The sequence below is a fragment of the Streptomyces sp. NPDC055506 genome, assembly GCF_053643595.1.
On sequence record NZ_JBSHKH010000014.1, the window covers coordinates 75,605 to 93,318 of the forward strand.

Sequence of the window (17,714 nt, forward strand, 5' to 3'; positions counted from 1 at the left end):
GGACAACCGTGTCCGCGACTCAGACGGCCCAGCTCATGAACGGCACCAGCCTTGCCGAGCGCATCGTCGAAGAGGCTGCTGTCAAGGCGGCGGAGATTTCGCAGAGCACGGGTACTGCCCCGTGTCTGGCGACCGTATTGGTGGGAGAGGACCCCGCGTCGGTCACGTACGTCCGCATGAAGCGGGCGAGGTGCGCAAAGGCAGGTATCCAGTCTCGCCATATCGGTCTGCCGGCCGCCACCACGACCGTTGAGCTGATCGACACCCTCGTCGGCCTGTCCGCCGATCCGGAGGTGCACGGCATCCTGCTCCAGCATCCTTGCGGCCCGCACATCGACGAGCGCGCGGCGTTCGAGGCCATCGCCCCGGAGAAGGATGTCGACGGGGTCACGACGCGCTCCTTCGCCGCGATGAGTTTTGGCCTGCCGGGCTTCGTGTCCTGCACGCCGGCAGGGATCATGCGACTGCTGGAGGCGTACGACGTCGACCTCGCCGGCAAGCACGCTGTCGTGGTGGGCCGCAGCGCCATCCTCGGTAAACCGGTGGGGATGCTCCTCCTCGCCAAGGACGCAACGGTGACCTACTGCCACTCGCACACGGCGGACCTGTCGGCGATCGTCAGGGAAGCGGACGTCGTGGTAGCGGCCGTCGGACGACCCCGGCTGATCCGGGGTGAGGACATCAAGCCCGGCGCGGTCGTGATCGATGCCGGATACAACCCGGGCAACGTCGGCGACGTGGACTTCGACACCGCCCTCACCCGCGCCCGTCTGATCACCCCGGTGCCTGGCGGCGTCGGGCCTATGACCATCGCCGTTCTGCTCGCACAGACCGTGGACGCCGCCGCAAATCAGCTCGGAATCCAGCAACCCTGACCTCAGCGCCGCCGGGGGTGCCGAGGTGGACGGATGGTCGCTGGGCTCGGCGTTGGGTCTCGTCGCGCTTGGCGCGGAGGAAGGTGAGGGTCAGGCCGGGCGAGCATCTTGGGCTTGACGTGGAGCATCGGGCAGCGGATGCAGGCTTCTCTGAACTTTGGGTTCGCTCCGTCCCAAAGCCTCTGATCTGCAGCTCTCTGAAACCGAATTGGTGATGCCAGAGGAATCACAGCGAGACGTTCCGGAGAGCGAGAGCCGCTCCGCCTGCCGCCTCAGTACTGTGACTTCGCATGACCGACACCGAGATCGAGATCACCGCAGACCTGGTCCGCGACCTGCTGCAGGAGCAACATCCAGACCTTGCAGGGCTGGCCATCCGCGAGGTGGCGGGCGGCTGGGGTAACCAAATGTGGCGCCTCGGAGACGAGTTGGCCGTGCGTATGCAGCGCATGGCACGCCTTCCACCACCCGCCGGTCGACCACCCCGTGGTCCCCGGCGTTGGCTACCACCCACGGCACGCGCAGCGAGCGTGGCACGACATCGTCGACCTGCTCGCCGAACGCCTGACACGCAGCAGAGTGATCTGGTCGGCAACCGCGATTTCCGGACCGCGGACCAGGCCCCACCGGCTCCAGGGGTCTCAGCCTCGACGCGGACAGCAGCTGGGATCGGCCTGCCGCCCGGGCCCGTCTCGTGGGGAGGTGCAGGCAACGGCGGCGGATGCCGCACCCTGACATCTGTCAGGACGTGACGCTCCTGGTCCGCTCTACGCTGCGAGGCGCTGACTCGAAGGAAACTTTGGCCGCTAAGGCAGCTGATGCGAAAGCGACGCGAACGCTCGAGCCGAGTAACAGCGATAGCCGTTGTGACTACAAGGCGAGGGTTCCGGTAGTCGGGCACTACGGCAAAGCGCCGAGCTGCGGGAGCCGTCAGCACGAAGACCAGGGAGAAGACATGCACAGCATTCGCCGGATCTTCAGCGTGGGGGCGGCCGCGCTCATGCTCGGGGCAGGGCTCGTGGCCGGGTCTTCCGGTGCGGCTCAGGCAGCGGCGTCGGACTGCACGGGAGGTGCGAATGGTTTCACCGACATCCCCGACAGCCTCAGTGGCCGGGGTGTGGCGGGGGCAGGAGCGCTGGTGATCAACAATCCCCATGCTGTCGCCTCGTACGCGATGCAGACCGGCACCGTTGGCGGCAGACAGATGGGGTGGGGCGTCTTGACCACCGGGGGAGCCAGCGATTGGGGTCCCACGGCCAAGGGACACGTCTGGATGGATGTCACCAACGACAACAAGCAGTCTTGGATCCAGTGCGGTCCGTTCGCAACGTTCTCGGTCGGCGCCAGGCTAACGACCGCGGCATACCCCACCAGCAGCTCGGCGAGCCGAGCCTTCCGTGTCTGCGCACAGCTGACCAGCCTCGGCACCACGAGCAACATCGCATGTACCCCCTGGTGGTAGACCCCCCGCTCCGGGTCTTATGCCACCACCGTCCTTGCACAGCCTGCGGCGGCCAGCCTTACACGCGGTCGCTGCGGCCGGTGCGTAGCAGCCGGTCGCTGTAGGCGAGGAGGTCGGCGAGGACGGCCAGGGCGAGGGGCACGGCGGTCGCGGTGATGACCAGGGTGCGCGACGGCTGCCGTAAGACGGCGGTTGCAGGCATGCTGGAATCTCCGTTCCCGCCCGCCAGGGCGGAATGAGGGAGGCGCATCCGGGGCTTGCCAGCGCATGGGGTGCGCCTCCTGTTGTGTGAGGGCCTGAGCCCGGCCATGGCCGAGGTGGCCAGGCTTCGGGGCCCCGGCCAGCAACTCGGCAAACTGCTCCGCTGGCCAGCTATAGGTGGGCGCCACCTTGTGATCGAAGCGGACCTGCTCCGGCCCCCTCGGTCCCGAAGCAGGACAGCAGGAGCAGACCCCCTTCTGCCAGAACGCGCATCTGCTCAGCGAGCAGCGCGGGCAGTTCTCCAGGTGGGATATGGATCATCGAGTAGTGGGCCAGCACTCCGCCAAGCGCACCGTCCTCGACCCGCAGGGCCTGTATTCGCGCTTCGTCGAACCGCAGCGCCGGCTGGGCCCGCCGAGTGTGGCGACCATGGCCGGGGAGAGGTCGAGCCCTGATTGGCGTTAGGCATTGACCGACGTCATGGACGCCGTTGACGGCGGGCGTTCCCGCCGGTTCCCCGTGCTTGTCCGGTTCGGCGTCGGCGAAGGCGCGGTATCCGCCGAGATCTCGGGCTGGGCGAGGACGTCGCCGCGGTGTACGACTCGGACCGGCCCCGGGGCCATCATCGGATGCTGATCCGCCGGCGTGGCGAGGTCGTGTCGGACATGCAGCAAGACCACCGTCGTCGTCATCACCGCGAGGTCCGCCGGGCGCAGGGTCTTCGGCCTTGCCGCCGCAGGCGTCCGTCTCGCTTGACCGCTTGCGCGTCAGTCCGGCAGCCAGTGCAGCTCGTGCGCCAGGGCTTTGGCGACGGCACGGATGCGGCGGTGTAGTGGCGACTGCTCGCGTGGGAGGACCAGGTGGATCGTCAGGCTGGGCCCGCCTAGCAGTGGTCGCCAGGTGAGACCGGCCGGTTGTGCCGTGGCCGCGGCTTCTCCGGCCGGGGCGAGGGTGACCCCGTCGCGCAGGTCGCGCTGAGACATGTCGAAAGAGACTGCGGGCGTGTGGAATCGGGGGTGTGGTCGGGTGTCTCGGAACAGCGCTGACAGCTGATCGTGGATCACGGGGTTGGCCGCACGGTCCGGGAGGCGCAGCGGATACGCGGCCGCGTCGGCGATCTCGATCTCCGTGTGTTCGGCCAGCGGATGGTGCTGCGCCAGTTGGACCCCGATGCGCGCACGCCTCAGCAGGAACCGGCGCACGCCACGGCCCGGCTGTTCACCACGGGTGATCCCGGCATCGATGCGGCCGTCGGCGACCGCGGGGGAGATCTCCGGTGTCGCCATCGGGACCGCGCCGACCTCGAGTCCGCTGTTGCCGCGAATCAGCCTGTCCACCAGGGCCGGTGCCGTCTCGGCCCCGGTGCTGAGGCTGTATCCGATGCGCAGCGTGCCCAGTTCACCGGCCGCCGCGCTCCGGGCGGTGTCCCATGCCCGGTCCAGCGCCGCCAGCGCGGGCGGCGCGGACTCCGCCAAAGCCGCACCGGCCGTGGTCAATACGACGCTACGCGTGTTGCGGACCAGCAGGGCCGTACCGAGTTCCGCCTCCAGTCGGCGCATCCGGGCGCTGAGTGCGGGCTGTGCGATACCGATCCGTGCGGCCGCGCGGGTGAAGTTCAACTCCTGTGCCAGCACCAGGAAGTACCGCAGGCTCACCGTATCCGGCGCCACGTGGCCTCCCTGCCGATTAATAACGATCCGTTCTGAGTCTATCCCGTACCGGTCTTTCCCTCGACCGCACATCAAGCCCTAGCCTGCGCATAAGGCGATTGAACTGACCGCAGTACCCGTCGCCGGTATCGATCTGAGTGTCAATTTGAAGTCGGACGTGTCCGGCCGAACACAGGAGGTTTCCATGGCTAAGGGCTACTGGGTCAGTGTCTACCCCGCCATTTCCGACCCTGAGGGGCTGACCGCCTATGACAAGCTGGCTGGTCCGGCTGTCCAGGCTGGGGGCGGGCGCACCCTGTCCCGGATCCCGTCCCGTGGCGGTCGAGTCGTCGCCCACGAGGCCGGGATCACGCAACGCGTCGTTCTGATCGAGTTCGACAGCTTTGAACAGGCCGTCGCGGCATACGAGAGCGACGCATACCAGAAGGCGCTGGTGGCTCTCCCCGACGGCGTCGAGCGCGACTTCCGCATCATCGACGGCATCGACTGACCGGTGGGCCCAGCCATCGCTGAGCACCCGTCACCTGATGCGCACACGGTGCTGAACGACGATATCCGGCAGATTCCAGCGGAGTTCGCTCCGGGTGGCTCGTTGGCGTCACTCTCCATCCGGATGGTTCTTTGTCCGTGGCAGATGACGGGCGGGGCACTGATACCCGTATGGACGAGCAGGGTCACGTCGTGAAGAAACCAGTCATGGCATCAAGGGATCTTCGGTTCTTCGACTTCCCGGGCGCAGAACTGCTCCCAGACGGCCACCCACGTCGAGGCATGTCTGTCGTTGCAGCCCTCAGCGAATGGCTCATCCATACCAACCGCCGCCTCATGGGCCTGGACCCAACGCTACGAACACGGCATCCCGGTCACCGACATGGAGCCTGTCGGGGCCGACGGCACCACCGGGACACTCGTCCACTTCAGACCGGACGGGCCGTCACGTTCGGTAGAGATATCGACGGAGGGCCAGTTGAAGCGCCTGGCAGGGCCTTTTACGAGAATCTATTGCTCACGCCCGACGGCCACACCCGGCCACCCGGGCCACCGGCAGCCGCCCGCTGCGCGCATGCCCTGCACACGGCAGTGGGGACTCTGCGGGCACGGCGTCCGGACGCCGTGGACATGGGGGCCGCGTACGTCCATATCGGTCCGTGACCGGCGATCCCTGCCACCCGACGTGTCACTGGTGCTCGGACCGCTCGGACGCCGTCGGAAGAACGGCCTGCACAATCGGCCGACTGCCGATTGCGACATCGGCTAGATACTGGACGTACCGGCTATGACACCAGGCGGCCGGTGCACAGAACCCGGTACACCCAGCGGAACGCCGGCGAGGCTACGGCCTGGACCACGAAGATCGCGGTCAGGCGCCGTCCGGACTTGCCGGCCGAGTATCCCCATACCCATAGCCCAGGAGCACCTTGAAGGCACCGCCCCAGCCTCAATGCACCTGTGTGACTCCGGATGAGCGCGCACGCTCCCGACTTGCTTCCGTGCGCCTACTCCAGCACCAGTACACAGCCGCCCGGCACCTCGTTCACCTGGGACCGACAGTTCGGGGCACGGGGATCAGGCCATGTGGACACCACTCAGCGAAGCACGGGTACAACGAAGCGTCGGGCTGGGCGTGGTCGCAGCCGCCCTGGTCGCGCTGGTGGTCGTCTTGGCCAGCAGGGGCGGTGACGCGGACGAGGCGTCGATGTGGATCTCCTCGATTTCTGCATTCGTCTCGGTCTGCGCCTTCGTGGCCGACCTCGTGCGCGGACCGGCGGACGATCGGACGAGTGCCGACCGGCGACGACGGGCTGCTGACGAACTCGTCGAGGCGGTGCAGGCCCAGTGGGCGGTCGAAGCCCGACTGCGCCGTCTGCAGGACCCGGAGCCGCTGAGCGTGCACTGGTCTCGCGTCGGCCCGCCGCTCGCCGACCACGGGCGGAACGTCTGGCGCGGGCGTCCCCTGCCCGCACCACGCGACGGCGACCAGCGGCTCGACCGGATCGTCGAGATGTTCAGGGACCTGCCTTCTCACCGCCTGGTCGTGCTGGGCGAGCCGGGGGCGGGCAAGACCGTCCTCGCCGTCAAGTTCGTCCTCGGCGCGATCGACGCCCGGCGGCCCGGCGACCCCATCCCGGTGCTGTTCGCCCTGGCGGGCTGGGACCCCCGATCGGTCGGTCTGCGCGAGTGGCTGGCCGAGCGGCTGGCCGCCGAGTACCGGCCGCTGGCGGCCGTGCGGGGCGAGCGCACGCTGGCCGAAGAACTACTGGACGCCGGTCTCATCCTCCCGGTACTCGACGGTTTCGACGAACTGCCCGCACAAGCGCACCCGGATGCGTTGCGCCTCTTGAACGCCGACCTCGACGAGCGGCTGCCCGTTCTGCTCACCTGCCGTACCGCCGTCTGGGACAGCGCAGTGCGCGGCGATGCTGACGTGCTGACGGCCGCCGAGGTCGTGGAACTGCGGCCGCTGGAGCGGGCTGCAGTGCGGGACTACCTGGAGCGCACGGCACGTTCGAACGGCGAGACCGCCCCGGGCGGAGAGCCTGCCACGGTCTGGACGGCCGTCCTTGACGCGCCCTCCGTCCCCTTGGCCGCCGTACTCAAGTCGCCGCTGATGGTGACACTGGCGCGCACGGTGTATGGGGACAGCTCCCGCGACCCGTCCGAACTCAACGACGAGGTTCGCTTCCCCACGGCCGAGGACATCGAGAGGCACTTGCTGGATGCCTTCGTCCCGGCGGCCTTCGCCGACCGTGCGAGCCCCTGGCGTCCGGAGGCTGCCGACCGCTGGCTCCGTCGCCTCGCCTGCGAACTTCCGAGCCACCGCCCCGACGACGTGGGCGGCACCGGAGCGGCTGGCCGTACCAGTGCGACAGGCGGTTCGAGTACCACCGATGTCTGGCGACTGGCGTGGTGGGAGCTGCCCGCCGCGATGCCGCCCGCGCTGCGCGTGATCGGCCCGGCGTTCCTTGCGCTGCTCGCCACCGCGACCCTGCTGGTCCCGCTGGCGATGTTCGGCGGTGGCGTGGTCGCCAACTGGGACAGCCCGCTGTCGGCGGTACTCAACTTCGCGGGCATCTACGTGGGCCTGTGCTTCGGAATGGCCAAGCTGATGCCCGCTACGGCCCGGACTCCTCAGGGGCCACGGCAGTTGGCTCGCATGGCGCTGGTGATGACCGCTGCGGCTGCGGTCGTTGCGGTGGCTCTGGGCCTGCTTGTACCGCCGCTTGTCAGCTCGCGACTCGGCGCCGTACTCACCCAGCGGCCCGCCTGGTTCCTCAACGGGTGCTGTTTCGGCCTCGTCCTGTCGATGATGTTCGCCGTCGGCGGCCTGCCCCGGCGCCCCCTTCCACTAGGTCTGCCGTGGGCATACAGCCCGGACGGTCCACGGGTTGTGCGGGCGCTGGGCGGCGTGGTCGTCCTGGCCGGATTTGTGATCTACGGCTCTGTCACGGAGGTACTCCCGGCCGCGACTTGCGTGGTCACCGGACTGCTGTTCTTCATCGCGGGGATGCGGCGCGGCGAACGGGCGGCCGAGCAGTACACAAGCCCGGCCGTCGTACTGCGCGCCTTCCGGAAGGGACTGGTGCGGGGCTTCGTCGCCTGCACTCTCATCAGCGTCTGCGCCGGGACCGTCGTGGGCTGCGTCACCGGCGCCTTCGCTGCGTACGAGATCCACGCGGCCGGCCGGCTGTCGAACGACGACGTGATCCGTGGATGGCAACTTCGGGAGACCGACGACGGCCGCCGTTCCGTCCGCTCGACGCGACCGGAAAAGATCCTGTTGGTACGGCGTACGGCGCTCGCCAATCCGTTCGTCGTGAACGACCGGGCCCGGATCTCGTACAACGACGAACTCGGCGACTTCACGGGGCAGCCGTGGATCCAGAAGAGGGACGATCGGTGGGTGGTCGTCTGGAAGGGCGAGCCCGGCGCATGGCGGGACAAGCCCGTCGACGCCCACAACCTGGTCGTCGCCCTGCCGCACGACGTCAAGGTGTGGTTGGTACGCCGTCCAGTCTGGGTCATCCTTTTCGACGCCGTGTGGCCCTGCCTCGGCTTCGGCATGCTCGTCGGCACCATCGGCGGCTGCGCCTCCGGGGTCTATCAAGCCCTGAACACCCCCTCCGACACGATCCGCGCCGCCGGCCCGCGCAACGCCCTGCGCACCGACCGCGCCGCCACCTTCGGACGCAGCGCGTTCGCGGCCCTCGTCTCAGGGGCGGCCTGCGTGGTGCTGATCTCGGCAGCGGGGCGCGGCAGCACGCTGGGCACGATGCACACCGAGGTATGGGTGCAGGTCGGCACCAACACGCTCGCGCTGAGCGCCTGGGGACGGATGGGCGCGGCCCGGATCTGGCTGGCCGTGACCGGGCGGGCGCCGTGGCGGCTCATGCAGTTCCTCGCTGAGGCCCACCGCCGTGGAGTGCTGCGGCAGTCGGGTGCGCACTACGAGTTCCGCCATGTGCGGCTCCAGCAGCGTCTCGCCGCTACCGCGGATGCCGATGACACTGGGGCCCGCCGAGAGCCGTCCCCGATTCCCTGAGCCGTTACGGCTCATCGACGCCGCTACCGCAAGCATCCAGGCATTGCCAGAGGTCTTTGACGGTGCGGGTTGCGCCGTGTCGTGACGGATTGGTGTCCCGCCGGGTGTGTAGGAGTGCGCCCGCCGCGCCGGCCAGAGCATCGAGGTTCTCTTTCGCCACTACGCCAAGTTTCTTGACGGCCTTCGAGAGCAGGCGAACCGTCTCATCGAGCAGTCCATGAACGAGTGGCAGCGCGTCAGTCAAGGTGACGTACCCGAGGGCTGAACCGGGATTTGGTCCGTGACTGGTCCGGACGCACTGGGCGGGAGGGGCGCAGTCGTGGGAGGAATTGGGAGTTGGGCGCCTGACGGGTGAAGACCCAGGTCAGGCGCCCATCCACAGGTGTCTAGAAGAAGCCCAGCTTCTTCGGCGAGTACGACACCAGAAGATTCTTCGTCTGCTGGTAGTGGTCCAGCATCATCTTGTGTGTCTCGCGGCCGATGCCTGACTTCTTGTAGCCGCCGAACGCCGCGTGTGCCGGGTACGCGTGGTAGCAGTTGGTCCAGACCCGGCCCGCCTTGATCTCGCGGCCCAGGCGGTAGGCCGTGTTGCCGTCGCGGGTCCAGACGCCGGCGCCCAGGCCGTAGAGGGTGTCGTTGGCGAGTTTGAGGGCCTCGTCGACCGAGTCGTACGTCGTGACCGAGACGACCGGGCCGAAGATCTCCTCCTGGAAGATCCGCATGTCGTTGCTGCCGCGGAAGATCGTCGGCTCGATGTAGTAGCCGCCCTCCAGGCCGGGGACTGCGCGGGGGTTGCCGCCCGTGACGACCTCGGCGCCTTCCTTCCTGCCGATGTCGAGGTAGGAGAGGATCTTCTCGTACTGGTCGTTGCTCGCCTGCGCGCCGATCATGGTGTCCGGGTCCAGCGGGTCGCCGCCGACGATGGCCTGGGTGCGTTCGACGCAACGGGCCATGAAGTCCTCGTAGATGGAGGAGTGGATCAGGGCGCGGGACGGGCAGGTGCACACCTCGCCCTGGTTGAGGGCGAACATCACGAAGCCCTCCACGGCCTTGTCCAGGAAGTCGTCGTCCGCGTCCATGACGTCGGGCAGGAAGATGTTCGGGCTTTTCCCGCCCAGCTCCAGGGTGACCGGGATGATGTTCTCGCTCGCGTACTGCATGATCAGGCGGCCGGTCGTCGTCTCCCCGGTGAACGCGACCTTCGCCACGCGCGGGCTGGAGGCCAGCGGCTTGCCCGCCTCGACGCCGAAGCCGTTCACGACGTTGACCACCCCCGGGGGCAGCAGGTCCGCGATCAGTTCCATGACGTAGAGCAGGCTGACCGGGGTCTGCTCGGCCGGTTTGATGACGACGCAGTTGCCCGCCGCCAGGGCCGGGGCCAGCTTCCATGTGGCCATCAGGATCGGGAAGTTCCACGGGATGATCTGACCGACCACGCCCAGCGGCTCGTGGAAGTGGTACGCGACCGTGTCGGCGTCGATCTCCGCGATGCTGCCCTCCTGTGCGCGGACGACGCCGGCGAAGTACCGGAAGTGGTCGACGGCCAGCGGGATGTCGGCGGCCAGGGTCTCGCGGACCGGCTTGCCGTTCTCCCAGGTCTCGGCGACCGCGATCTTCTCGAGGTGCTCTTCCAGGCGGTCCGCGATCCTGTTGAGGATGCCCGCGCGCTCCGCGACGGACGTGCGGCCCCACTTGTCGGCCGCCCGGTGCGCCGCGTCCAGGGCGAGGTCGACGTCGGCGGCCGAGGACCGGGCCACCTCGCAGAAGACCTTGCCGGTCACGGGGCTCGGGTTCTCGAAGTAGCGGCCCTCGACCGGGGCGACGAAGTCACCGCCGATGAAGTTGTCGTAGCGCCGGGCGAAGTTGACGATGCTGCCGTCGGTTCCTGGCTGCGCGTACACCATGGCGGCTCTCCTCGGTGAAGGGCGTTGAAGGGCGGTGACGGGTGACGCCCTTCACTGTGCTCCCGGGAGGTTGGCGCAAGGTTGGCGCCGCGGGACCAGGCCTCCGCGCGACAGGCTCAGTCGCGCAGGGCCGTGGTCAGCCGGCCGGCCGCGATCGCTCGGCGCGTGTCCTGAGGGTCGAGCAGCCGTAGCGCGTGCTCGTGGATCTCCGCGTCGTACGGGGCCCGTTCGCCGTAGCGCAGGGCGTGGTCCGGGCGGGTGCTCGCCAGCACGGCCTCGCGCACGGCCACTTCGATGCGGGTGCGCCACTCCTCGATGCCGGGTGCCTCGGAACGAGGGAGGAGGGGACCGCCGTATCGGCTCAGGGCGGTGTCCGTGTCGCCTCGCTCCAGTGCGCGCAGGACGTCCGCGGCGTCGCAGGACACCGGGACCGTCAGGGCGTAGCGGCGGGGAGCGATGCCGCCGCCGAGGGCGCGGCGCAGGTGGGAGATCTCGGCTTTGAAGGTGGACACGGTGACCGGCCGGTCGCCGTACAGGGCGGCGCGCAGCCGCTCCGGGGAGTAGCCGTCGGGCTCGAGCGCGAGCAGGGTGAGGATCTCCAACTGGCGGGGGCGGAGGGGGAGTTGTCGGCCTTCCTGTGCGGCTTGCACGGCCTGTTCGGCGCCCAGGCAGGTGAGCCGCAGCGGGCTCTGCCGGCTCGGCTGAGCCGGGCGGTCGTGTTCCGTGGTGAGGCGGGCCTCGATCGTGGACACCAGGGTCCGTACGGTGGACATGGCCAGGGGGTGCGAGCGGTCCCAGGTGGTGGACAGGTCCAGTACGCCGAGGACCCGGCCGTCCGGGCCGTGCACGGGGGCGCAGTAGCAGACCCAGCCGTGCAGGGCCGAGACCAGGTGCTCGGCCGAGAAGACGGAACTGGGGCGGCCGGTACGGAGTGCGAGGGACAGGGCGTTGGTGCCCATGGCTTGCTCGTCCCACCGGCCGCCCGGCGCGAAGTTGACCCGCTCGGCCTTGCGGCGCATAGCCGGGCCGCCACAGGTCCACAGGATGGTGCCGGACTCGTCGGTGACCGCCGTGACGAAACCGGCGTCCTCGGCGATGCTGTGCAGTTCGCCGGCGAGGCCGGAGACCGGCCGGAACAGCGGTGAGGACGTCCAGCGCTGGTGCACCGGTCCGTCGTCGGTGACCGGGGCGCTGTCCCGGCCGGGGTCCACGCTGCCCAGTGAGCGCGCCCAGGACTCGGTCACCTCGTGACGCAACGCCGCACTGCCGCCCGGCCGCGTGCCGGGGACGCTCAGCCGCGGCACCCAGTGGGACCACTCGTGCTCCAGCACGGTCCTGCGCCGCAGGAGGTCAGGGCGCTGTGACATGGCCTCTCCCTGCCGTCGTAGCCGTCGTACCGGTTCTCGGCGTGAGGTCAGTGTTACCGGAAGCGCCGGGCCCGGTCGAGGAAACCGGCGGACCGGGGTCCGGGGTTCCGCATGACCGGACGGGAAGCGGCTCTGCTCTGAACGGGCGACCGCCTGACTGGATGTTTGTCCGGACCCCGCGTGCCGCCGTACGGGTGACGGGTTCACTCGACCCGACGGACGGGGCCCCGGCCGCGTACCACCGGCGCGCGGCGTGGCGTTGCCCTGGCATGGACAGAACTGCGACGGCCTGGCGCCTGCTCGGGAACGACGCCGCGTCCCGGCCGTACGCCGAACTCACCAGCGGATACTCGGGCCATCCGCCGATCTACGCGGCCCTGGTCGCCGAGTGGGAGGCGAGGGGGCACACTACCCCGGAGCACCGTGACGGCCAGTGGGTCTCCTTCGCCGCGCCGACCGAGAGCGAGACCTGGACGGCCGTCCCCGCGTGGAACACCGGCCCGCACCTGGGCCCGGTCGTCCCTGCCGGCCCCCACCCGGCTCCCGGCCCGCACCTGGGCCCGGTCGTCCCTACCGGCCCCCACCCGGCTCCCGGCCCGCACCTGGGCCCGGTCGTCCCTGCCGGCGCCCAGCAGGCTGCCGCCGCCGTCCGCCTCACCAGCCCTCAAGGGCCACCGGCTCCGCGCTGACCGGTGCCAGGACCGCGAGGGTGCCCGTGGCCTCGCGCAGGGCCGACTCGAGGGTGCCGGGGGAGTGCAGGGCGCCGGTGCCGTCCGGTGGGACGAGCCACTCCAGGCGGCCGGCCGGCCGGTACGGCGGTGGTACCGCCACCCAGGAACCACGGCCGACGTGCCGGACCCCGAACCCCACCCACTCGCTGACGGGGTCGGGCGGCAGGAAGAAGCCCACTCTGCGCGCCGTGCAGTCCACCAGCGTGGGGCCCGGCACCTTCAGCGGATCGCGCCACAGGTAGTCGAGGGCGAGCAGGCCGAGCCGGTCGGGAACGCTCAGCACGTCCCAGTAGCGCCCGGCCTCCACCAGAACCGTGCCCGCGCCGTAGTCCCACTCCCGCTTGCACTCCTGGGGGTCCGTGGCGGCCGCGGCGAGCCACTCGACGGCTTGCTTCCACATGACGCTCTGCATGGCCACCCCAGGCACAGTCGGCGCGCCCCGAAGGACGCACGCGGGACTCGGACCGGTGGCCCCACGGAGATCCGGGAGATCCGCGGTGCCGGACCGGCCCAGTCATGCTCGTAGATATTTCTAGGCGCCGGAAGGGGTGGCGCGGCCTGGCGTTTGGGTCGGGCATGTCCCGGTCGAAACAGGGCACTCGAAGACGCAACACGTAAGGCCGCGGTCAACTCCGTACGCGTCCATGCCGCCCATACGAAACCAGCCACTGGCCGATGAACGACTCGGGGAGAACTCGGGGAGTGCGCTGGGCGGAGGGGCCGTCGTCGCCGGAAACGCGCGGCCTCCCAGGCATGCCCGCCACCCGCGTTCACACCCCTGTGCGCGAAGTGTGGGCCAGTCCACGAGGGCGCGCGGGCAGGATGTGCGAATCAGGGAAGTTTGCCTTCACAAAACCTTCCAGTGTGCTGGCCAGAACCTGTCTTGTTCGGTCAACTCCGAACGCACCAAGGTGGGTTGAGCACTTGAGCATCAGGAGTCACAAGCGCGCTGCTTGACCCGTGCGACCGAACCGCACGGGTACTGACGGGGGAACTGATGAGGTGCGCGTGCCCACCGCCGACGCTCGGGGGCAGTCCCTCGCGCACGGCCGGAACGTCCCTCCCTCACCGTCTCTTGGTGCCGTCATCCGGTGCCCGAGACAGGGATTAGGAGGGGGAATGCCGATGAGTGCAGTGAGCGCCGCCAAGCCGACGTATCCCGGTGTCTACGTCGAAGAGCTTCCCAGCAGCACCCGCACCATCTCGACCCTGACCACTTCGGTGACCGCCTTCGTGGGCCACACCCGCCGCGGTCCGCTGAACGAGCCGGTGCGCGTCACCAGCTTCACGGAGTTCGAGCGCCGCTTCGGAGGCCTGAGCGCCCGGAGCGCCGTCGGCTACGCCGTTCACCAGTTCTTCGGCAACGGCGGCACCGTCGCCGTGATCGTCCGGGTCGCCAAGGCCGGCAGCGGCCAGGCCGCCTGCGTCACGCTGGAGTCCACCGAGGGCCACAGCGAGTGCGACGTCCTCAAGGTGCACGCCAAGGAACCCGGCGTGTGGGGCAACGGCCTGCGTGTCGCCGTCGACTACGACACGCCCTGCCCCGACGAGACCTTCAACCTGCGCGTCCACGACGCCAAGGGCGAGGCCCGCGAGAGCTTCACCGGTCTGTCCGCCGACCCGTCCAGCGGCCGGTACGTGCAGACCGTCGTCAACGCCGGCTCCCGGCTGATCCGCGTCGAGGTCGTCGGCGAGGGCCGGCCCGACCCGTCCGGCACCGTCTCCAAGCCGTTCGGGCACGAGCTGCCCGACCTCGCGGTCGACCTCACCGTCAAGATCGGCGACGTCGAGCGGGAGTTCACGCTCTACGACCCCGACTGCGACGGCGAGGCCCCGCACTCCGTCGCCGAGCTGGCGCTGCTGCTGGAACGCAAGCTGCGCGCCCTGCCCGACGCGCCCGGCAAGCACGCCTTCGCCGGCGCCGAGGTCACCGCCTTCGGCCGGCGCGTCCAGGTCGTCGCGGGCTCCACCGACCCCGACGACGTCGTCCGCTTCCTCGGCGAGTGCGCCAACGACCTCGGCCTCGAGGCCTCCGTCAACCCGCCCGTCTTCCCGCTGGAGGGCGGCGAGGACGGCGAGGCGCCCGGACCGCGCGACCTCATCGGCTCCGAGGCCGACAAGTCCGGCATCCAGGCGTTGCGCGGCGTCGCCGACGTCAACCTGCTCGTGCTGCCCGAACTCGCGGCGTACGAGAAGGCGGAGGACGCCGTCACCGTCGTCTCGGCCGCCCAGCGGCTGTGCCAGGAGCGGCGGATCTTCCTGCTGGTCGACGCGCCGAGCACCTGGGTCAGCGTGGACACGGCCCGTGCCGGGCTCGCCGCGTTCGACGCCGTCCGCGGCAACCACGCGGGCCTGTACTTCCCGCACCTCCAGCTCACCGACCCGCTCACCGGCCGGCTGCGCTCCTTCCCGCCGTCCGGCGCCGTCGCCGGCGTCATCGCCCGTACGGACTCCGAGCGCGGCGTGTGGAAGGCCCCGGCGGGCACCGAGGCGCGGCTCGCGGGCGTGCACTCGCTCACCGTCAGCCTGACCGACCGCGAGACCGGCCTGCTCAACCCGCTCGGCGTCAACGTCCTGCGGACGTTCCCGGTGACCGGCCCGGTCGTCTGGGGCGCACGCACGCTGGAGGGCTCCGACGCCCTCGACAGCGAGTGGAAGTACGTGCCGGTGCGGCGGCTCGCCCTGCATGTCGAGGAGAGCCTCCAGCGGGGCCTGCAGTGGGTGGTGTTCGAGCCCAACGACGAGAACCTGTGGCAGCAGATCCGCCTCAGCGCCTCCTCCTACCTGCACACGCTCTTCCGCCAGGGCGCCTTCAAGGGCGGCACACCGCGCGAGGCCTACTTCGTCAAGTGCGACAGCGACACCACGACCGACGAGGACATCGAGAACGGCATCGTCAACGTCCTGGTCGGCATCGCGCCGGTCCGCCCGGCCGAGTTCGTGGTCGTCAAGATCCAGCAGACGTCCGGACAGTTCGCGCTCTAAGGAACGCTCCAAGGAATCCCTGAGGACATTTCGATGGCAGAGTTCACGGTCAACGCCCATCGTTTCGACCCGTACAAGAACTTCAAGTTCCTGGTCCTGTGGGACGGTCGGACGGTCGCGGGCATCAGCAAGATCAGTCCGCTCAAGCGGACCACCGAGGTCGTCAAGCACCGCCACGGCGGCGACCCCTCGTCACCGCGCAAGTCGCCGGGCCGCTCCGAGTTCGAGGGCATCACCCTGGAGCGGGGCGTCACGCACGACCCCGAGTTCGACCGCTGGGCCAACAAGGTCTGGCAGGTCGGCGCGGGCCTCGGCTCGGAGGTGTCCCTCGCGGACTTCCGCAAGGACATCGTGATCCAGGTCCTCAACGAGGCCGGCCAGGTCGCCGTCTCGCACAAGCTGTACCGGACCTGGCCGAGTGAGTACCAGGTTCTCGGCGAACTGGACGCCAATGCCAACGCGGTGGCCATCCAGTCGCTGAAGCTCGAGTGCGAGGGGTGGGAGCGGGACTACGAGGTGGCGGAGCCGGAGGAGCCGTCGTTCCTCAACCCGGCGTAGGCGCTCCACGGGGAGTGCCGCGATCGGCCGTCTGTTGTCTGCCGGCGCGTCGTGGCTGGTCGCGCAGTTCCCCGCGCCCCTTTGAGGGGCGCTGCTGAACCGCGTGGGTTCATGGGAACTGTTCGGACATTGGCAAGGGGGGCCAGAAGGTGATCACGCGGGCGGTCGATGTCCTGGCCACCTGGGAGTCCGGGCTCGGGCAGGCGCCGGCCGGGCGGGCGGTGTTGTTGCACCGGGCTGCCCGGCCGGATCTGGGCGGCGATCAGCAGGCGCTGCTGTCGCTGCCGGTGGGGGAGCGGGAGGCGGATCTGTTCGCCCTGCGCCGGGCCCTGTTCGGGGAGCGGATGCAGGTGCGCCTGGACTGCTCGGCGTGCGGCGCGGACATGGAGTTCGAGCTGGACGCCGGGGAGTTCGCCCGCACCCTGGCCGACCGGGGCGAACCCCTGGTGCGGGTCGCCGAGGACGGCTGGGAGGTCGAGTTCCGGGTGCCCGGCGTCGCCGACCTGACGGCGGCGGCCCGGGCCGCCGACCCGCGCGGCGTGCTGCTGGCGCGGTGTGTGGTGAGCGCCGTACGCGAGGGGGAGCCCGTGTCCGCGGACACGCTGCCCGTCGCCGTACAGCGGCGGATCGCCGAGGCGGCCCAGGCCGCCGACCCGGGTGCCGACCTCACGCTCAACATCGCCTGCCCCGAATGCGGGGAGCCCACCCGGGCCGAGCTGGACATCGCCTCCTACCTGTGGACCGAGCTGGATGCCTGGGCCCGGGACCTCCTGCTCGACGTCCATCTGCTCGCCACCGCGTACGGCTGGAGCGAGCCGGAGATCCTGGCGCTCAGCCCGCTGCGGCGCCGTTACTACCTGGAGCTGTGTGCGGATGTCTGACTCCACCTCCGACTCCACCTCGCAAGGGCGGCCGGAGCCCGACTTCCTGGACCGGCTGCTCGCCCGGTACGCGACGCCCGCCGCGCGTCGACCCGGCGTGGTGCGCGTACGACCCCGGCTGGCCGGCCCGTTCGAACGCGTCGAGGCGGTACGGGCCGCCGCGCCGGACCCGGACGGCACCGAGCCGTTGTGGCCCGTCGCTGCCCCGGCGGCGGCCGTCGCCCGGCCGGACGGGACGCGCCCGGCTGCCCGCGAGGTCGTCCGCACGGAACGGGAGCGGACGGTCGTACGGACCGAGCAGGCCCCGGCATCCGGCGAACCCGCACTTCGGCCGGCCCGGCCGGCCGAGTCCGAAGGGCCGCTGCTGCGGCCCGTCACACCCACGGGCCCCGCGCTGCGGCCGGTCCCCGACACCGCCCGCCGCGCGGCGGCCCGGGGCCGCACCGAGCGGGCGGCCCCCACGAACGCGGCGTCCGTGCCGACCCCCCCTGGTACGGACGCCGCTTCCCCCGCCGCCGTGTCCACCCCGCTGCTCCCCAG

15 protein-coding genes and 2 pseudogenes are annotated in these 17,714 nt (G+C 70.1%); 10 read left to right on the forward strand and 7 right to left on the reverse strand.

What is annotated here, in order from left to right; all coding sequences use genetic code 11:
* Window positions 1–8 precede the first annotated feature (8 nt).
* The 3 genes and pseudogenes from ACWIF2_RS08475 to ACWIF2_RS08485 all read left to right on the forward strand — a co-directional run bounded on the left by ACWIF2_RS08475 (window position 9) and on the right by ACWIF2_RS08485 (window position 2,337).
* Entirely contained in the window at window positions 9–875 is an 867-nt protein-coding gene (locus ACWIF2_RS08475) for a bifunctional 5,10-methylenetetrahydrofolate dehydrogenase/5,10-methenyltetrahydrofolate cyclohydrolase (RefSeq protein WP_454359367.1), read from the forward strand.
* 447 nt (window positions 876–1,322) lie between these two features.
* Window positions 1,323–1,442, forward strand: a pseudogene (locus ACWIF2_RS08480) (dienelactone hydrolase family protein); the annotation flags it as partial.
* Window positions 1,443–1,830: 388 nt separating this feature from the next.
* Entirely contained in the window at window positions 1,831–2,337 is a 507-nt protein-coding gene (locus ACWIF2_RS08485; RefSeq protein ID WP_454359368.1) for a hypothetical protein, read from the forward strand.
* 58 nt (window positions 2,338–2,395) lie between these two features.
* Here ACWIF2_RS08485 and ACWIF2_RS08490 read toward each other — a convergent pair whose 3' ends face one another.
* From ACWIF2_RS08490 to ACWIF2_RS08500, 3 genes and pseudogenes are all read right to left on the reverse strand, one after another.
* Entirely contained in the window at window positions 2,396–2,539 is a 144-nt protein-coding gene (locus tag ACWIF2_RS08490) for a hypothetical protein (protein ID WP_454359369.1), read from the reverse strand.
* A gap of 130 nt (window positions 2,540–2,669) precedes the next feature.
* A pseudogene (locus ACWIF2_RS08495) lies at window positions 2,670–2,990 on the reverse strand (class I SAM-dependent methyltransferase); the annotation flags it as partial.
* A 315-nt stretch (window positions 2,991–3,305) separates the two neighbouring features.
* Window positions 3,306–4,208 (reverse strand): LysR family transcriptional regulator, encoded by a 903-nt coding sequence (locus tag ACWIF2_RS08500; protein ID WP_454359370.1) that lies wholly within the window; start codon window positions 4,206–4,208, stop codon window positions 3,306–3,308.
* Between the two features lie 184 nt (window positions 4,209–4,392).
* Between ACWIF2_RS08500 and ACWIF2_RS08505 the strand changes: the two genes are divergently transcribed.
* Window positions 4,393–4,698 carry a DUF1330 domain-containing protein gene (locus tag ACWIF2_RS08505; protein ID WP_454359371.1) on the forward strand — a complete coding sequence of 102 codons (306 nt, stop codon included), beginning with the start codon at window positions 4,393–4,395 and terminating at the stop codon, window positions 4,696–4,698.
* Between the two features lie 1,134 nt (window positions 4,699–5,832).
* Window positions 5,833–8,748, forward strand: a complete 2,916-nt coding sequence (locus ACWIF2_RS08510; protein ID WP_454359372.1) for an NACHT domain-containing protein — start codon at window positions 5,833–5,835, stop codon at window positions 8,746–8,748.
* A 4-nt stretch (window positions 8,749–8,752) separates the two neighbouring features.
* Here ACWIF2_RS08510 and ACWIF2_RS08515 read toward each other — a convergent pair whose 3' ends face one another.
* From ACWIF2_RS08515 to ACWIF2_RS08525, 3 genes are all read right to left on the reverse strand, one after another.
* The gene (locus tag ACWIF2_RS08515) at window positions 8,753–8,992 is read right to left on the reverse strand and encodes a hypothetical protein (protein ID WP_454359373.1); all 240 of its coding nucleotides are present in this window, start codon (window positions 8,990–8,992) and stop codon (window positions 8,753–8,755) included.
* A 142-nt stretch (window positions 8,993–9,134) separates the two neighbouring features.
* The gene (gene adh / locus ACWIF2_RS08520) at window positions 9,135–10,652 is read right to left on the reverse strand and encodes an aldehyde dehydrogenase (RefSeq protein ID WP_454359374.1); all 1,518 of its coding nucleotides are present in this window, start codon (window positions 10,650–10,652) and stop codon (window positions 9,135–9,137) included.
* Between the two features lie 116 nt (window positions 10,653–10,768).
* Window positions 10,769–12,019 carry a transcriptional regulator gene (locus ACWIF2_RS08525; RefSeq protein ID WP_454359375.1) on the reverse strand — a complete coding sequence of 417 codons (1,251 nt, stop codon included), beginning with the start codon at window positions 12,017–12,019 and terminating at the stop codon, window positions 10,769–10,771.
* A 269-nt stretch (window positions 12,020–12,288) separates the two neighbouring features.
* On the opposite strand from ACWIF2_RS08525, the gene ACWIF2_RS08530 reads away from it, so the two are divergent.
* Window positions 12,289–12,708, forward strand: coding sequence for a hypothetical protein (locus tag ACWIF2_RS08530; RefSeq protein ID WP_454359376.1), 420 nt, complete (start codon window positions 12,289–12,291; stop codon window positions 12,706–12,708).
* On the opposite strand, the gene ACWIF2_RS08535 is transcribed toward ACWIF2_RS08530, so the two are convergent.
* Window positions 12,674–13,162 (reverse strand): hypothetical protein, encoded by a 489-nt coding sequence (locus ACWIF2_RS08535; protein WP_382488840.1) that lies wholly within the window; start codon window positions 13,160–13,162, stop codon window positions 12,674–12,676. The genes ACWIF2_RS08530 and ACWIF2_RS08535 overlap by 35 nt on opposite strands.
* 707 nt (window positions 13,163–13,869) lie before the next feature.
* On the opposite strand from ACWIF2_RS08535, the gene ACWIF2_RS08540 reads away from it, so the two are divergent.
* The 4 genes from ACWIF2_RS08540 to ACWIF2_RS08555 form a co-directional block, all read left to right on the forward strand.
* The gene (locus ACWIF2_RS08540; RefSeq protein WP_454359377.1) at window positions 13,870–15,735 is read left to right on the forward strand and encodes a phage tail sheath family protein; all 1,866 of its coding nucleotides are present in this window, start codon (window positions 13,870–13,872) and stop codon (window positions 15,733–15,735) included.
* 33 nt (window positions 15,736–15,768) lie between these two features.
* The gene (locus ACWIF2_RS08545) at window positions 15,769–16,293 is read left to right on the forward strand and encodes a phage tail protein (protein WP_184562456.1); all 525 of its coding nucleotides are present in this window, start codon (window positions 15,769–15,771) and stop codon (window positions 16,291–16,293) included.
* Window positions 16,294–16,442: 149 nt separating this feature from the next.
* Window positions 16,443–17,174, forward strand: coding sequence for a T4 family baseplate hub assembly chaperone (locus tag ACWIF2_RS08550; RefSeq protein ID WP_454359378.1), 732 nt, complete (start codon window positions 16,443–16,445; stop codon window positions 17,172–17,174).
* Window positions 17,167–17,714 (forward strand): hypothetical protein (locus ACWIF2_RS08555; RefSeq protein ID WP_454359379.1); only part of this gene is annotated, 548 nt, incomplete at its 3' end. The genes ACWIF2_RS08550 and ACWIF2_RS08555, both read left to right, overlap by 8 nt.

Excerpts from the sequence above, each read along its gene's own strand:
- adh (WP_454359374.1), bottom strand. The coding sequence starts at position 10,652 with ATGGTGTACGCGCAGCCAGGAACCGACGGCAGCATCGTCAACTTCGCC.
- ACWIF2_RS08485 (WP_454359368.1), top strand. The coding sequence starts at position 1,831 with ATGCACAGCATTCGCCGGATCTTCAGCGTGGGGGCGGCCGCGCTCATG.
- ACWIF2_RS08530 (WP_454359376.1), top strand. The coding sequence starts at position 12,289 with ATGGACAGAACTGCGACGGCCTGGCGCCTGCTCGGGAACGACGCCGCG.
- ACWIF2_RS08545 (WP_184562456.1), top strand. The coding sequence starts at position 15,769 with ATGGCAGAGTTCACGGTCAACGCCCATCGTTTCGACCCGTACAAGAAC.
- ACWIF2_RS08535 (WP_382488840.1), bottom strand. The coding sequence starts at position 13,162 with ATGCAGAGCGTCATGTGGAAGCAAGCCGTCGAGTGGCTCGCCGCGGCC.
- ACWIF2_RS08540 (WP_454359377.1), top strand. The coding sequence starts at position 13,870 with ATGCCGATGAGTGCAGTGAGCGCCGCCAAGCCGACGTATCCCGGTGTC.
- ACWIF2_RS08525 (WP_454359375.1), bottom strand. The coding sequence starts at position 12,019 with ATGTCACAGCGCCCTGACCTCCTGCGGCGCAGGACCGTGCTGGAGCAC.
- ACWIF2_RS08505 (WP_454359371.1), top strand. The coding sequence starts at position 4,393 with ATGGCTAAGGGCTACTGGGTCAGTGTCTACCCCGCCATTTCCGACCCT.
- ACWIF2_RS08490 (WP_454359369.1), bottom strand. The coding sequence starts at position 2,539 with ATGCCTGCAACCGCCGTCTTACGGCAGCCGTCGCGCACCCTGGTCATC.